Raw genomic sequence first — 14,030 nt, forward strand, 5'->3', positions numbered from 1 at the left:
CGACGTTAAGGTGCGGGATGGGGATCGCTCGGCTCGTCTGTCGGCTGGTACCCGCAGATATCATGTTGACGGTCCCTCCACCCTGGCTCCTACATACCTCGTAGGAGCCGGGAGGAACATACAAGCCCATGCTCGGCTGCCTTTGGCCGAAGCTGCAGCGGAGCGTGGGCTCCGCTCTACAGAAATGCGTGCACGAAGGTGATGAACGGGTCAGCGTGTGACCGCGTCCGCAGCCTGGAAGGCAGCATCGAACAGGCGCTGTACCGGCGGCCCCATTTCCCCGGCCAGCAGCGCCAGCAGGAACAGGCCCAGCAACAGCGAGACCGGCAGGCCCAGCTGGATCGGATTCAGTGCAGGGGCGGCACGCGCCAGTACGCCGAAGGCCAGGTTCACGGCCAGCATCGCCACGGTGAGCGGAATGGCCAGCGTCAACGCGCCACGCAGCACGGTGAGCAGGAAGGTCGGGGCGATGCTGAAGAAGGCATGCGGGTCCGGGAGCGGAGCGCCGATCGGCAGCGCGCGATAGCTGTCCACCAGCAGCGAGATCAACGCCAGGTGGCCATTGGCGGTGAAGAACAACAGGCCGAACAGCAGGTAGAACCACTGCCCGATCACGCCGGAGGTGCCGCCACGCAGCGGATCGCTCATCTGCGCGAAGGCCAGGCCGGTGCCCTGCGCGATCAGTTCGCCGGCCATCGCACCGGCTTCAAATACCAGCCGCAGCATGAAGCCGATGGAGACGCCGATGGCCAGCTCGCGGGCGATGGTCAGCACGGTGGCAGCGTCGAAGCCGGTCCAGTCCGGTACTGGTGGCAGCAGCGGGGCCAGCGCGATGGCCAGGGTGCCGGCCAGCACCACGCGCACCCGCGACGGTACCGCACGGGTACCGACCATGGGCATGGCCATGGCCACCGCGCCGATGCGCAGCATGGTCCACGGCACGGTGCCGATCATGCCGAAGGCCTGCAGGCCGTCGGCAGCCATCTGGGTGGCGGCGTCCATCGAAGCGCGCGTCCTAGCCGATCAGGTGCGGAATGCGCTGGAACAGCAGCGTGGTGAATTCAACCAGGTGGCCGATCAGCAGGCTGCCCAGCGCGAACAGCACCGCGGTCAGCGCCGCCGCCTTGGCGACGAAGGCAATGGTCGGTTCATTGAGCTGGGTCGCCGCCTGCACCACACCCACCACCACACCCACCACCAGCACGGTGAGCAGCAGCGGGCCGGCCACCCACAACACGGTGATCAGGCCGCCACGCAGTTCGGTCAAGGCAAGTTCGGGAGTCATTCGGGTTCCATCTGCTTATGTAGAGTCGAGCCCTGCTCGACTGCCTCTAAATCACGCCGGGTTGAAGCTCGCCGCCAACGTACCCACGGTCAGCACCCAGCCATCCACCAGCACGAACAGCAGGATCTTGAACGGTGCCGACACCAGCATCGGCGACAGCATCATCATGCCCATCGACATCAGCACGCTGGCGACGACCAGGTCGATGATCACGAACGGGATGAAGATCAGGAAGCCGATCTCGAACGCGGTCTTCAGTTCGCTGGTGACGAACGAAGCGACCAGCACCGGGAACGGGATCGCATCGGGGCTGGCGTAGGTGCCGTGCCCGGCGATGCCGGCGAAGGTCATCAGGTCGGTCTCGCGGATCTGCGCCAGCATGAACCCGCGCAGTGGCTGCGTGGTCAACGTCCAGGCGGTCTGGAAGTCGATGTCGCCATTGAGGTAGGGCGCCATGCCCGCGCTCCACGCCTTGTCCCAGGTCGGCATCATCACCATTGCGGTGAGGAACAGGGCCAGGCCCAGCAGTACCTGGTTGGACGGCGTCTGGCCGGTTCCCAGTGCCTGGCGCAGCAGGCCCAGCACGATGATGATGCGGGTGAACGAGGTCAGCACCAGCAGCATCGACGGGATCAGGGTGATCGCGGTCATCAGCAGCAGGGTCTGCAGCGGCAGGCTGACCGGCTGGCCGCCGATCTTGCCGACGTTGACGTCCGGCAGCGGGGTGGCCTGCGCGCCGGGCGCGGCGAACGCCAGCGCCGGCAACAGGCACAGGGCAAGCAACAGCAGCCACGGCATCAGGGTGGCAAGACGGGTACGGGTGACACGCATGTCAGGGATCCTTGCGCAGCCGCTGCTGCAGCAGCTGGGCGAAATTCGGCAGGTTCTTGAAGTCCGGCACGCGTACCGGAGCCGGTGGCGGCAGCGGCTCGGGCAGGGTATGCAGGGTGTTGATGCCGCCGGCGGTGACGCCCAGCAGCAGTTGCTGGCCGTTGACCTCCACCACCACCACGCGCTCCTTGGCGCCGACACTGAGGCTGGCCACCAGCTTCATGCCTTCGGCCGGGCGGAAGCCACTGCCGGGCATGCGCTTGAGCAACCAGCCCAGGCCGATCACCAGTGCCAGCACCGCCAGCAGCGCCAGCACCGCGCCGAACAGGCTCGGTGCAGCGGCCGCGTGCTGGCCGACCTGCGGGCCGATCGGCGCGGCGGTCTTGCCGACCGCCAGCAGGGTGGAGGCCAGCAGGCTCAACGCAGTCTCCGGATCCGCTCGCTCGGGCTGACCACGTCGGTCAGGCGCACGCCGAAGCGGTCATTGATCACCACCACTTCGCCGTGTGCGATCAGGGTGCCGTTGACGAACACGTCCAGCGATTCGCCGGCACCGCGCTCCAGTTCCACCACCGAACCCTGGTTGAGCTGCAGCAGGTTGCGGATCGGCAGGCGGGCACGACCGACTTCCAGCGACAGGGTCACCGGCACATCGAGGATCACGTCCAGGTTCAGGTCCGGACCATTCGCCTCATCGGCCTGCAGGCTGCTGAACTGGGCCGGGGTCGGTTCGAGGGCGTCGATATCGTTCATTGCGGGTCTTCCTGGATGACGGGTACGCGCGGGCGGGAACCCGGCGGATGGGTAGCGGTGATCTTCACGGCGTTCATGCCGTTGGCGATGCCGAACTCGCCGGTGAACACGGGGATGTTCTCCACGCACAGCGGCACCTGCGGGCTCAGGTCGATCGGCAGGATGTCGCCGACCTTCAGCTGGGTCAGGTCGCGCAGGGTCATGCGCTTGCTGGCCAGCACGCTGGACAGGGTGACTTCGGCGATGTTGAGCTGCTCACGCAGGGTCTTGCCCCAGCTCTCGTCGCGGTCGTTGCGGTCGCTCTGGATGCCGGCGTCGAGCAGTTCGCGGATCGGCTCCAGCATCGAGTACGGCAGGGTGACGTGGATGTCACCGCCGCCACCGTCGAGCTCGACATGCAGGCGGCACACCACCACGTATTCGCGCGGGGTCACGATGTTGGCGAAATGCGGGTTGATCTCCGAGTTGATGTACTCGAAGTCGACATCCATCACCGGCGCCCACGCTTCGCGCAGGTCGGCAAAGGTCTGCTTCAGCAGCAGGTGGATCACCCGCATTTCGGTGGCAGTGAACTCGCGCCCCTCGATGCGGGTGGGGTAGCGCCCGTCGCCGCCGAAGAAGTTGTCGACGATGGCGAACACCAGGGTCGGCTCGAACACGATCAGGCCGGTGCCGCGCAGCGGCTTGAAGCGGATCAGGTTCAGGTTGGTCGGCACATACAGCGAGTGCATGTAATCGTTGAACTTGATCAGTTCGATGCCGCGCACCGACAGCTCGGCCGAGCGGCGGATCAGGTTGAACAGGCCGATCCGCCACAAGCGCGCAAAGCGCTCGTGGACCATTTCCAGGGTCGGCATGCGACCACGGATGATGCGGTCCTGGCTGGCGAAGTCGTACGAACGCGCTTCGCCTGACGGGGGTTCCGCATCGGTCTCGACCGCGCCACTGTCCACGCCATGGAGCAGGGCATCGATCTCGTCCTGGGACAGCAGATCATTCATCGGTGGGCCCTTACTGGGTCACGAAGCTGGTGAACAGCAGATCGTCGGCGCCGTTGCTGCCGGTCTCGGCCTTGAGCACCTTCTGCACCTCGGCCAGCGAATCGGCCTGCAGCTTCTGCTTGCCGGCGACATCGGCGATCTGGTCCGGGCTGACCTGCGAGAACAACATCAGCAGGCGCGCGCGGATGGCCGGGGCGTGGGTCTTGATCGCTTCCAGCGCGGCCGGGTCGCGGGTCATCAGCTGAACCTCCAGCTGCAGGTAGCGCGGGCCGTCGAGCGGGCCATTGAGGTTGACCACGAACGCCGGGTCCAGCGCGAAGTACTGTGCCGGGGCCGGGGTAGCGCTCTTCTTCGGCGCCTGCGCGGCCTTGTCTTCGTGCTTGGGCTGGGTGAAGAACCACACGCCGCCACCGGCGGCAGCGGCGGCCAGTACGGCCACCAGTGCGGTGATCAGGATCGGACTGCGCGGCTTGGCGGCCTTGTCCTTCTCGGCGGTCTTCTTGGTTTTGTCAGCGGCTGCGGCCACGGGGTGAAGCTCCTGAGGGTTGCTTCACCGGGATATGCAAGGGGTGTGCCGAAGGCGGCGCGGCGCGGTGCGACGGAATTCCGTCGGAGGCCCGGTTCGGCAGGTGCCGGCCTTGGCCGGCACGCGCTGTCAGGCGTACGCGTCCAGCAATCCGCGCTGGCGGATCAACTGTGCGGGCGACACGCTGGCCTCGCCCGGCGTCGGTTCTCCGTCGCCGGCCATGCCGCCGCCACCCGGCGATCCCGATGCATTGCCGTCACCGCCGGGCGCCTGGTGGCCGACATCGGCGTGGGCCAGCTGGAATCCCTGTTCGCCCAGCAGCTCGCGCAGGCGCGGCAGGCTGCTTTCCAGCGCCTGCCGAACATCCACGTGCGGGCTGCTGAAGCTGGCGTGCACCTTGTCGCCGTTCAACTGCAGGCGCACATCGACCGGGCCCATGTCGTCCGGGCTCAGGCGGATGTGGGCGTGGCCGATCTTCTGGTCGGCCAGCCAGCCCAGGCGAGCGCCCATGGCCTGATCGAAGCCATCGTCCCCCAGCACCGGCTTCGGCGTGGGTTCGCCATTGAAGATCGCGTTGCCGGTGGCGAGCGCCGCTTTCAGGTCCTGTACGGCGGCCGCGGCCGGTGCGTGCAGCAGCGGTGCACCGGCGCGGTCGCCGACGGCAGCCACGTCGCTGCCTTCGCCACGCTCGCTGCGCTTGCCGGGCAGGATCGTCTCCGGCAATGGCAGCGCGGTGGCATCGTCAGCGCCGGCCGCCGCCGGTTTGCTGTTGGCCGCCGGTGCGGCAGCGGCAGCGGCGGCCGGCGCGGCTGCCGGCAGTGCCGGGTTCGCGGCGGCGCCAGCGGGCAGCGCCGTGCCGTCGCTGGCCAGCAACGGCGCAGCGGCAGTGGGCAGAGCGGCGGCCGGATCGGCGGGCGTCGGCATCGCCAGCACCAGGCCGGCCAGGCCGAGCGGTGGCCACGGGGCGTCCTCGGGCGCGGCAGGCTTGTCCTTGTCGGTGCCGGGTCCCGCAGGGGTCACGGCAACCGGCGGCAGTGGCGGCGTTTCCGCTGTTGTCGCTTCGGCGTCCGCGTTGCGTTCGCCCGGTGCCTGGCCATTGCTGTCGGCGGTCGACGGCTGGCCCGGCGTGGTGGCAGGCGGGGTCGGCGTGGCTGCGTTGCCGCCCGCGGCAGGCGCAGGGGGCGCGCCGCCCTGCAGCAGCTGGCTGAAGTCCTTTCCGCCCTCGCTGCGTGAGGCACGCGCGGCACTGTTGCTGGTGGCGGGTGTGGCCGTGTTGGCACCGCCGGCGAGCGGGGCGGGCATCACGAGCGGCCTCCCTGCTCGGCGCCGTCCTGGTCCTCGGCCTGCACCAGGCGTGCGCGCCGCGCACCAATGTCGTCCATCTCGCGCTGGTCGCGGCGGTCGGTCACCACCTTTTCCTGCGCGCGGTAGCTGGCGGCCAGCTGCTCCAGCACGGCCTTGTCACGGCTGGCCAGGATCAGGCGGGCGCGCTCGGCTTCCACTTTTTCGCGGTTGCCGTTGACCGTGGCCTGCTGCTGCTCGACCGCACTGTCCAGGCGATCGAGGAAGGCGCGGCGGTTCAGCAGCTGCGCCGGGCTGGTCGCCGCCATCTGGGCGTTGGCGTACTCCTCGGCATAACGGCGCAGTTCGTCCAATCGCGATAGATGGGTGTCGAGCACGCGCTGGCGTTCGGCCAGGTCGCGGGCGACTGCGTCCTCGTGTTCCTGGGCCCGCTTGAGCAGGGGATCGATGCGCTTGGACTGGTTCATGGCTTAACTCTCTTGTTCCACCAGGCGCTGCAGCGCCGCCTGGCTGTGCGGGAGATCTGCGGCCTTGGCAACGTCCTGGCCGAGGAACTCCATGATTTCCGGCCAGCGTTCCAGGGCTTCGTCGGTGGCCGCGTCGTTGCCGCGCTGGTAGGCACCGATCGCGATCAGGTCACGGTTGGCCGAGTAGGCCGAGACCAGTCGCTTCAACTTGCGGATGCGCAGGCGCCACGGTTCGTCAGCGATTTCCGTGACCACGCGGCTGACCGACGATTCGACGTCGATGGCCGGGTACAGGCCGCTGTCGGCCACGCGGCGCGACAGCAGGATGTGACCGTCGAGGATCGCGCGCGCGGCGTCGGCGATCGGATCCTGCGGATCATCGCCTTCGGTCAGTACGGTATAGAACGCGGTGATCGAGCCACGGCCCTTGGCGCCGTTGCCGGCGCGTTCGACCAGTGCCGGCAGCTTGGCGAACACCGAGGGCGGGTAGCCGCGGGTGGTCGGTGGTTCGCCGACCGACAGGCCGATCTCGCGTTGCGCCTGGGCGAAGCGGGTCAGCGAGTCCATCAGCAGCAGCACGTTCAGGCCCTGGTCGCGGAACCACTCGGCAATGGCCGTGGCGCGGTAGGCGCCGTGCAGGCGCGCCAGCGGCGGCCGGTCGGCAGGGCTGGCAACCACCACGGCGCGGCGCAGGCCTTCCTCGCCCAGCGTGGTCTCGACGAAATCGCGCACTTCGCGGCCACGTTCACCGATCAGGCCGACCACGATGACGTCGGCGGCGGTGTAACGGGTCATCATGCCCAGCAGCGTCGACTTGCCGACGCCGGAGCCGGCGAACAGGCCCACACGCTGGCCGCGGCCGATCGGCAGCAACGCGTTGATCGCGCGCACGCCCACGTCCAGCGGCTGGGTGATCGGTTCACGCGCCAGCGGATTGATCGACACGCCGGCCATGCCGACGTGGCCTTCTGCGCGGATCGGGCCCTTGCCATCCAGCGGCACGCCGTCGCTGTCGATGACGCGGCCGAGCAGGCCTTCGCCCACTTCCACGCCGCCGCGTCGCGCCGATGGCACCACCCGGGCGTTGGGCAGCAGGCCATGCAGTTCGGCGCTGGGCATCAGGTAGGTGCGTTCGCCGGCGAAGCCGACCACTTCGGCATCGACCCAGCCACCATCGACCACTTCCACCTTGCAGCTGGCACCCAGCGGCGCCTCGCAGCCGACCGCTTCCAGGGTGAGCCCGACCGCGCGGCGCAGCACGCCCTCGCGGATCAGGCCGCGACCATGCGCGGTATCCACGCGCAGGCCATCCAGGCGCCGGGCCAGGCGCAGGTTGCGGGCCACCGCCCAGTCGGCCGGCGGCGCCGCCGGTTGCGCTTCGGCGCTCATGCGATGGCTCCGGTCTGGCGGATCACCGCATCCAGCGCGCCGCGCAGGCGGGCTTCCAGGGTGCCATCGATGCGCACGGCTTCGGCGTGCACGCGCAGGTCGCCACGGCTGAGGCTGGTGTCGGGCACCAGGCGCTGCTGCGGCGACAGGTTCAGCAGTGGGGCGAGGGCGGCGATGTCATCCGGGTGGAGCCGCACTTCCACCTCGCGGGTACTGCCGCCCACTGCGTCGATCGCTTCGCCGACCAGTTGTGCCAGTAGCGCCGGCTCGGCTTCGTAGGCGCGGCCGACCAGCGCGCCGGCAATGCGCACCGCCAGTTCGCCCAGTGCACCGACCACTTCGTTCTCCAGCCGCACCAGCGGCCGGCTGAAGTTGTCCAGGATGCCTTCGATCTGCGCGGCGAGGCGACGCACCTCGGCCTGGCCCTGGCCGTAGCCGTCGGCATGGCCCTGATCGAACCCTTCCTTCTCGGCGCTGTCCTGGATCGCCTGGATTTCCTCCAGGGTCGGCAGCTGCAGCGGCGGCTCCGGTTCGTGTTCCGGGTCCGGCTCGGTGAGTTCGAATGCGTCCTCCCGCTCCAGCGCCGGTTCGGGCTGGGCCAGCAGGTCCGGGGCAAGCCAGCGCACGACGTTGCTCACAGCATGGCCTCCGCGCTGCCACCGATGGTGACGGTGCCTTCATCGGCCATGCGCTTGACGATGGCCAGGATCTCGCGCTGCGCGCCTTCCACGTCGGACAGGCGCACCGGTCCGCGGGCCTCCATGTCTTCCAGCAGGATTTCGGCCGCACGCTGCGACATGTTGCGGGTGATCTTGTCGCGCACCTTGATGTCGGCACCGCGCAGGGCCAGGCCCAGGCGCTCGCCGCTCACCTCGCGCAGCACCAGCTGCATTTCGCGGTCATCGAGGTCGACCAGGTCGTCGAACACGAACATCAGGTCCTGGATGCGGTTGCTCAATGGCGCATCGATGCGGGCGATTTCGCCCAGGATCGCCTGGTCCTGGCCACTGTCCATGAAGTTCAGGATGTTGGCCGCGCACTGCACGCCGCCGATGTTGGACGACTTCAGGTTCTGGTTGCCGGCGAACTGGCGTTCCATGATCTCGTTGAGTTCATTGAGCGCGTTCGGCGGAATGCCGTCGAGGGTGGCGATACGCAGCAGCACGTCGACGCGGGTACGGTCGGGCAGCAGCTTCAGCGCGTCGGCGGCCTGGTCGGTTTCCAGGTGCGCCATCACGATGGCGATGATCTGCGGGTGCTCGTTGCGCACCAGGTCGGCCACCGCACGCGGGTCCATCCACTTCAGCGCGTCCAGGCCGGTGGTGTTGCGGCCGAGCAGGATGCGGTCGATCAGGTTGCCGGCCTTCTCGCTGCCCAGTGCCTGCACCAGCATGTTGCGGATGTAGTCGTCCGAGCCCACGCCCAGCGAGGTCTTCGAACCCAGCTCCTGGCCGAACTGGTCCATCACCCGCTCCACCTGCTCGCGGGTGATGTCGGTCATGGTGGCCATGGCGATGCCGATCTTCTGCACCTCCTTGGGCTCCATGTGGCGCAGCACTTCGGCCGCGTCCAGCTCACCCAGCGAAAGCAGCAGCACGGCGGCGCGCTGCACGCCAGTCAATGCGGCCTCAGTCATTGGCCACCCAACCCTTGACCACCTGGGCCACGCGCTTGGAGTCGGTCTTCACGGCTTCACGCGCCATCCGCAGTCGTTCCTCATATGAATCCACCGGCAGGGCCAGCGCATCCGGCCCGCCCAGGCTCGTCCGGTCGGCGCCCAGCGCCGGCAGCGGGGTGCCATCGTCATCGACCAGCTGCACGTCCGCGGTATGCGGTTCCAGTGCCTGCTCGTCGTTCTTCCTGCTCTGCCCGGTGATCGCGCGCAGCGCCGGGCGCAGTACGCCGAACAGCAGCGCCAGCACCACCACCGCGCCGAGCAGCATGCGGCCGGCATCGTGCACCCACGGCAGTTCCCACCAGGCCGGGCCTTGTTCGGGCGTGGTCTCGCGCACGAACGGGGCATTCATCACCGACACGGTGTCGCCACGCTCGGCGTTGAAGCCGACGGCCTGCTTGACCAGTGCCTCGACGCGGGTCAGCTCGGCGGCCGACAGCGGTTGCGGGCTGAGCTTGCCGTTGGCGCCGGCACGCGGCACGTTGTCCACCAGCACCGCCACCGAGACGCGCTTGATGCGGCCAGCCGGCTGGCGGGTGTGCTGCAGGGTGCGGTCCAGCTCGTAGTTGCGGGTGGCGTTCTTGCTGCTTTCTGTCGGGGTCTGCGCGGTGGCCGGTGCGGCCTGCTGGCCCGGCGGGCTGTTGCTGGTCGCGCCCGGCACGCCCTGCGGGCCCGGGGTGCTGGTGGTGTTCTCGCTCATCTGCTCGCTGCGCAGCTTCTGCGGTTCACCGTTGTAGAGCTCACGGGCTTCCTCGGTCACCGAGAAGTCCATGTCCACGCTCACTTCCGGGTTGACGCGGCCGGGGCCGGTCATCGGCTCCAGCAGCTCGCGGATGCGCTGGTTGAACGAGGTTTCCTGGCGGCGCACCTGCTCGAACTGGGCAGCGTTGACCGCGGCCTCGCTGTTCGGGTCGGTGATGCTGAGCATGCGCCCGCTCTGGTCGACCACGGTAACCCGTTCCGGAGCGAGGTCCGGAATGCTGGCCGCGACCATGTGCACGATCGCATCGACCTGGCTGCGTTCCAGCTGCTGGCCGCCACGCAGCTCCAGGGTGACCGAGGCGCTGGCCACGTCACGCTGGCGGGTGAAGGCGCTGGGCTTGGGAATGGCCAGGTGCACGCGTGAGTCGCGCACCGGGCGCAGCGTGTTGATGGTGCGCGACAGCTCGGTTTCCAGCGCGTGCTGGTAGCGTGCGCTCTCCACGAACTGGCTGACGCCGAAGCCCGGATCGCGCTCCATCAGCTCGAAGCCAAGCTTGCCGCTGTCGGTCAGGCCGGAGCCGGCCAGCTTCAGGCGGGCGTCGTGCAGGTTCTTTTCCGGCACGGTGATGCCACCGGTGGCCGGGTCGAGCGCGAACGGAATCTGCGCGGCGCGCAGCAGGTCGGTCGCCTCGGCGGTCGCCTTCTGGTCCAGGCCGGTGTACAGCGGCACCATGCCCGGCTTCTGCGACCAGAAGAACACGGACAGGCCTGCCGCCACCGCCACTGCGATCATCGCCATCAGGCCCAGCCGACGGGTGATCTGCAGACTCTGCAGGCGATCGAACCATTGCCCGGCCTTCTCGGCGTTCAGGCTGTCCTTGGAGAGCGTCAGTGCCATGCGTCAACGTTCCTTACAGCGGCATGTTCATCACGTCCTGGTAAGCCTGGACGAGACGGTTGCGGACTTCCACGGTGGCGCGGAAGGCGATCTGGGACTGCTGCGAGGCGACCATCACCTTGGCCAGGTCGGCACTGGGGTCGCCCATTTCGAACGCCTTGGCGAGGGCGCCGGACTTCTGTTGCGCATCGTTGACGCCGGCAATCGCACCACGCAGGGTCTCGGTGAAGCTGGCCGGCTGCACCTGCGGCGCGTCCAGCACCGTGCCCGGCAGGGCATTGCTGCGCGGCGTTTCGCCCAGCGGGTTGAGCGCCGGCTGTCCCATCTGGGTCTGATAGGAGCGGATCTGCGAAAGGATCGAAGTGACGGAGTGGGACATCTGCAACGGTTCCAGAAACAGGGGATGGGGTTGTCTGCTGGAGCAGTTGCAAGTGCCGTGCCGAAACCGGTTTTCGATTCAGTGAGGTGAGGGTGGAGGTGTGCTGGCAGGGCTGCGCCCTGTCTTCGTCAGTTTCCCGCGATCTGAGGGGACGGCACGGACCGTCCCCGGTAGGTGTCGACCCTGGTCGACAGGTTTGATCCACGCCATGCGTGGAGCGTGCGTTTACGGCACAGGGTCGGATCCCGTTGCGATGCAACGGGCTCTGGCCCCATTGGAGGCGCCATTTAACCGGCGTCGGTTTTCTGGCCTAGGGTTGCAGGGTCCAGCGGCCGGAATTCTGGCGCTGGCGCGGTGTGATGGGGCCGTCGTGCTGGGTGTAGATGAAGCGGCCCTGGTGGTCGCCCAGGCAGGCCAGCAGCAGGGTGTAGCGGGCGGTGCCGGCCGGGTGGTCTTCAACCATCTGGACTTCCGCGATGTGCCGCGCCAGACGCTGGTAGCTGTAGCTGCCGTTGATGCGCAGGTCGGTGCCGAGGATGTCCAGCGTGTAGCGGGTGCCGGCAAAGCTGACCTGCACCATGCGCCCGGCGTTGGGGTTGTCGGGCGCGTAGAGCGGATCGCTGAGGTTGGTGAACCGGCGCTGTTCCAGCGTGGCGGGCAGGGTGCAGTCGGCGGCGGTGGCCAGGGCCGGGCAGGACAGGGCGGCGAGCAGGGCAAAACGATGCATGGCGGGTCTTCCTTGGGGTGTCCCTGCCATCTTCCGCAGCACGGCGGCGGTGTCCTGGAGAAAACCTGCAAATGCAGCGGGGTAAATGCAGAGGGGTCAGATCCCTTTCCGCTGGAAAGGGATCTGACCCCGTGCAGGCGGCGGTGATGGGGGGGCCACAAACACCAACGCCTGGGCAAGCCCAGGCGTTCGTGCCCCCTTCATGCTGTCAGCGCGGTTCAGCTGGCCAGTTCGGCCTGTTCGCGCTCGATGCCGTACTTGCGCAGCTTTTCCACCAGGGTGGTGCGGCGCAGGCCAAGCAGCTGGGCGGCGTGGGCGACCACGCCCTGGGTGCGCTCCAGCGCTTCGTTGATCAGGCCCAGTTCGATGTTGGCCATGTGATTGCGCAGGTCCAGGCCGTCGTCGGGCAGTGCCGCCGGGGCTGCTGCGCGATTGACCGCGATGCCGTGCTCCAGGGCCGGCTGGCTGCCACTGCCCGGGGTGTGGAACGAGAAGCTGCGCAGGTCCAGGCGTTCTTCGCTGGCGACCGGCGCGGCAGGTGCCGGCGCGGGGACGGCCAGCGCGGCATCGCCACGGTAGCGGGCCGGCAGGTCCTGCACGCGCACCGAGCCACCCGGGTGCAGCACCGCCAGGCGCTCGACCAGGTTGGTCAGCTCGCGTACGTTGCCCGGCCACTCGTAGCCGGCCAGGGCCTGCAGGGCTTCCGGGGTGAAGCGCACTTCACCGCGGCCGGTACGGGCCAGCTGCGCGGCGATGGTTTCCACCAGCGCCGGAAGATCCTCGCGGCGCTCGCGCAGGGCGGGCACGTCGATCGGGAACACGTTGAGGCGATAGAACAGATCCTCGCGGAACTTGCCCTCGGCAATGCGGGTTTCCAGGTCGCGATGGGTCGCGGCCACGACGCGGACATTGCAGCGGATGGTCTGGTTGCCGCCGACGCGCTCGAAGCTGCGTTCCTGCAGCACACGCAGCAGCTTCACCTGCATCGGCAGGCTCATGTCGCCGATTTCGTCGAGCAGCAGGGTGCCGCCCTCGGCCATTTCGAAACGACCCTTGCGCGCGGTCAGGGCACCGGTGAAGGCGCCCTTTTCGTGACCGAACAGTTCGCTTTCCAGCAGGTCCGCCGGAATCGCGCCGCAGTTGATCGCCACGAACGGGCCATCGCGGCGCGGCGAGCGCTGATGGATGGCGCGCGACACCACTTCCTTGCCGGTACCGGACTCGCCCAGCACCAGCACGGTGGTATCGAACGCGGCCACCTGTTCGATCATGGTGCGCAGCCCGGTCACGGCCGGGCCGTTGCCGGTCGGCCCCTGGTCCTGGGCGGCGCCGGCCTGGTGCTCGGCATCCAGGCGCTTGAGGCTGGCGCGGCGCAGCAGGGCTTCCATCTGCGCGTGGCGCAGCGGCGTTTCCAGTGGCCAGATGTTGGCCTCGTGCAGCCCGTGCTGCTGGGCAAACGCTGCAGCGTCACCATCGGCCAGCAGCACCGGCGGCGGCAGGCTGCTGCCGCCGAGCCAGTGGTACAGCGCGGTGCTGGCAGCGCTGTCGTCCAGGCTGCCGACGATCACGGCCATCCAGTCGTTCTGGCGCTGGCGGCCCAGGTCGAAGTCGGCTGCGTCGGAAACCCAGCGCGGGTTGAAGTCCATGAATTCCAGCAGGGCAACGGTGCGCTCTGCACGCACGGCGTCGTTGTCCAGCACCAGGATGCGCGATTCGCTCACGATCGATCCTCCCTGAGGCCTTCCAGGATCGGCATGACTTCCTGGATGTAGGACAGCTTGCTGACAAAGTTGTCGGCGCCGGCGCGCAGCGCGTGTTCGCGGTGCTCGGCGTCGTCGAAGTGGCTGGCGATCACGATGTACGGTGCATCGTCCTGCGACTTGATCAGGCGGGTGGCCTGCAGGCCGCCCATTTCCGGCATGGCCAGGTCCATCAGCACCACCTGCGGGCGCAGCGTTTCCGAGCGCTCGATCGCTTCCAGGCCGTTGCCGGCGCTGCCGACGATCTGCAGCCAGTCGATCTTGCGGAAATGGCGCATCGCCGCGTTGATGAAGCCCTCGTGGTCATCGACCAGCAGGACCGTGAGCTTGTTCAT

17 protein-coding genes are annotated in these 14,030 nt (G+C 68.3%); all 17 read right to left on the reverse strand.

Going from position 1 to position 14,030, the window contains the following annotated elements:
- Positions 1-210: 210 nt before the first annotated feature.
- The 17 genes from fliR to B9Y64_RS18500 all read right to left on the reverse strand — a co-directional run bounded on the left by fliR (position 211) and on the right by B9Y64_RS18500 (position 14,030).
- Complete coding sequence (gene fliR / locus B9Y64_RS18420; protein ID WP_100441953.1) at positions 211-1,002, reverse strand: flagellar biosynthetic protein FliR; 792 nt, start codon at positions 1,000-1,002, stop codon at positions 211-213.
- Positions 1,003-1,015: 13 nt separating this feature from the next.
- Entirely contained in the window at positions 1,016-1,285 is a 270-nt protein-coding gene (locus B9Y64_RS18425; RefSeq protein ID WP_012510965.1) for a flagellar biosynthetic protein FliQ, read from the reverse strand.
- A gap of 51 nt (positions 1,286-1,336) precedes the next feature.
- On the reverse strand, positions 1,337-2,116 hold the full coding sequence (gene fliP, locus B9Y64_RS18430; RefSeq protein WP_100441954.1) for a flagellar type III secretion system pore protein FliP: 780 nt from the start codon (positions 2,114-2,116) through the stop codon (positions 1,337-1,339).
- 1 nt (position 2,117) lies between these two features.
- Positions 2,118-2,537 carry a flagellar biosynthetic protein FliO gene (gene fliO / locus B9Y64_RS18435; RefSeq protein ID WP_014037105.1) on the reverse strand — a complete coding sequence of 140 codons (420 nt, stop codon included), beginning with the start codon at positions 2,535-2,537 and terminating at the stop codon, positions 2,118-2,120.
- Complete coding sequence (gene fliN / locus B9Y64_RS18440) at positions 2,534-2,869, reverse strand: flagellar motor switch protein FliN (protein ID WP_005409543.1); 336 nt, start codon at positions 2,867-2,869, stop codon at positions 2,534-2,536. Before fliN ends, fliO begins: the two co-directional genes overlap by 4 nt.
- Positions 2,866-3,870 carry a flagellar motor switch protein FliM gene (gene fliM / locus B9Y64_RS18445; protein ID WP_100441955.1) on the reverse strand — a complete coding sequence of 335 codons (1,005 nt, stop codon included), beginning with the start codon at positions 3,868-3,870 and terminating at the stop codon, positions 2,866-2,868. Before fliM ends, fliN begins: the two co-directional genes overlap by 4 nt.
- A 10-nt stretch (positions 3,871-3,880) precedes the next feature.
- On the reverse strand, positions 3,881-4,396 hold the full coding sequence (locus B9Y64_RS18450; protein ID WP_100441956.1) for a flagellar basal body-associated FliL family protein: 516 nt from the start codon (positions 4,394-4,396) through the stop codon (positions 3,881-3,883).
- Between the two features lie 129 nt (positions 4,397-4,525).
- Positions 4,526-5,698, reverse strand: coding sequence for a flagellar hook-length control protein FliK (locus tag B9Y64_RS18455; RefSeq protein ID WP_100441957.1), 1,173 nt, complete (start codon positions 5,696-5,698; stop codon positions 4,526-4,528).
- A complete protein-coding gene (gene fliJ, locus B9Y64_RS18460) occupies positions 5,698-6,165 on the reverse strand; it encodes a flagellar export protein FliJ (protein ID WP_005416437.1) in 468 nt (155 codons plus the stop codon). Before fliJ ends, B9Y64_RS18455 begins: the two co-directional genes overlap by 1 nt.
- Before the next feature lie 3 nt (positions 6,166-6,168).
- Entirely contained in the window at positions 6,169-7,554 is a 1,386-nt protein-coding gene (locus B9Y64_RS18465; RefSeq protein ID WP_100441958.1) for a FliI/YscN family ATPase, read from the reverse strand.
- Positions 7,551-8,192, reverse strand: coding sequence for a FliH/SctL family protein (locus B9Y64_RS18470; RefSeq protein ID WP_100441959.1), 642 nt, complete (start codon positions 8,190-8,192; stop codon positions 7,551-7,553). The genes B9Y64_RS18465 and B9Y64_RS18470 overlap by 4 nt, the downstream gene beginning before the upstream one ends.
- Positions 8,189-9,175, reverse strand: coding sequence for a flagellar motor switch protein FliG (gene fliG, locus B9Y64_RS18475; protein WP_024958226.1), 987 nt, complete (start codon positions 9,173-9,175; stop codon positions 8,189-8,191). Before fliG ends, B9Y64_RS18470 begins: the two co-directional genes overlap by 4 nt.
- A 7-nt stretch (positions 9,176-9,182) precedes the next feature.
- Complete coding sequence (gene fliF / locus B9Y64_RS18480; RefSeq protein WP_100441960.1) at positions 9,183-10,829, reverse strand: flagellar basal-body MS-ring/collar protein FliF; 1,647 nt, start codon at positions 10,827-10,829, stop codon at positions 9,183-9,185.
- 13 nt (positions 10,830-10,842) lie between these two features.
- Positions 10,843-11,208 (reverse strand): flagellar hook-basal body complex protein FliE, encoded by a 366-nt coding sequence (gene fliE, locus B9Y64_RS18485; protein ID WP_014037113.1) that lies wholly within the window; start codon positions 11,206-11,208, stop codon positions 10,843-10,845.
- A 310-nt stretch (positions 11,209-11,518) separates the two neighbouring features.
- Positions 11,519-11,935 carry a hypothetical protein gene (locus B9Y64_RS18490; RefSeq protein WP_100441961.1) on the reverse strand — a complete coding sequence of 139 codons (417 nt, stop codon included), beginning with the start codon at positions 11,933-11,935 and terminating at the stop codon, positions 11,519-11,521.
- 218 nt (positions 11,936-12,153) lie between these two features.
- Positions 12,154-13,656: a sigma-54 dependent transcriptional regulator gene (locus tag B9Y64_RS18495; RefSeq protein ID WP_100441962.1), complete on the reverse strand. Its 1,503-nt coding sequence runs from the start codon at positions 13,654-13,656 to the stop codon at positions 12,154-12,156.
- Positions 13,653-14,030, reverse strand: coding sequence for a response regulator (locus tag B9Y64_RS18500; RefSeq protein ID WP_010485922.1), 378 nt, complete (start codon positions 14,028-14,030; stop codon positions 13,653-13,655). The genes B9Y64_RS18495 and B9Y64_RS18500 overlap by 4 nt, the downstream gene beginning before the upstream one ends.

The organism is Stenotrophomonas maltophilia (assembly GCF_002799245.1).
GTDB classification, from domain to species: Bacteria; Pseudomonadota; Gammaproteobacteria; order Xanthomonadales; family Xanthomonadaceae; genus Stenotrophomonas; species Stenotrophomonas maltophilia_S.

Bases quoted from the DNA above. Each gene is read 5' to 3' on its own strand.
- fliR (WP_100441953.1), bottom strand. From the start codon at position 1,002: ATGGACGCCGCCACCCAGATGGCTGCCGACGGCCTGCAGGCCTTCGGC.
- B9Y64_RS18425 (WP_012510965.1), bottom strand. From the start codon at position 1,285: ATGACTCCCGAACTTGCCTTGACCGAACTGCGTGGCGGCCTGATCACC.
- fliP (WP_100441954.1), bottom strand. From the start codon at position 2,116: ATGCGTGTCACCCGTACCCGTCTTGCCACCCTGATGCCGTGGCTGCTG.
- fliN (WP_005409543.1), bottom strand. From the start codon at position 2,869: ATGAACGATATCGACGCCCTCGAACCGACCCCGGCCCAGTTCAGCAGC.
- fliM (WP_100441955.1), bottom strand. From the start codon at position 3,870: ATGAATGATCTGCTGTCCCAGGACGAGATCGATGCCCTGCTCCATGGC.
- B9Y64_RS18455 (WP_100441957.1), bottom strand. From the start codon at position 5,698: ATGCCCGCCCCGCTCGCCGGCGGTGCCAACACGGCCACACCCGCCACC.
- fliJ (WP_005416437.1), bottom strand. From the start codon at position 6,165: ATGAACCAGTCCAAGCGCATCGATCCCCTGCTCAAGCGGGCCCAGGAA.
- B9Y64_RS18465 (WP_100441958.1), bottom strand. From the start codon at position 7,554: ATGAGCGCCGAAGCGCAACCGGCGGCGCCGCCGGCCGACTGGGCGGTG.
- fliF (WP_100441960.1), bottom strand. From the start codon at position 10,829: ATGGCACTGACGCTCTCCAAGGACAGCCTGAACGCCGAGAAGGCCGGG.
- fliE (WP_014037113.1), bottom strand. From the start codon at position 11,208: ATGTCCCACTCCGTCACTTCGATCCTTTCGCAGATCCGCTCCTATCAG.
- B9Y64_RS18490 (WP_100441961.1), bottom strand. From the start codon at position 11,935: ATGCATCGTTTTGCCCTGCTCGCCGCCCTGTCCTGCCCGGCCCTGGCC.
- B9Y64_RS18500 (WP_010485922.1), bottom strand. From the start codon at position 14,030: ATGAACAAGCTCACGGTCCTGCTGGTCGATGACCACGAGGGCTTCATC.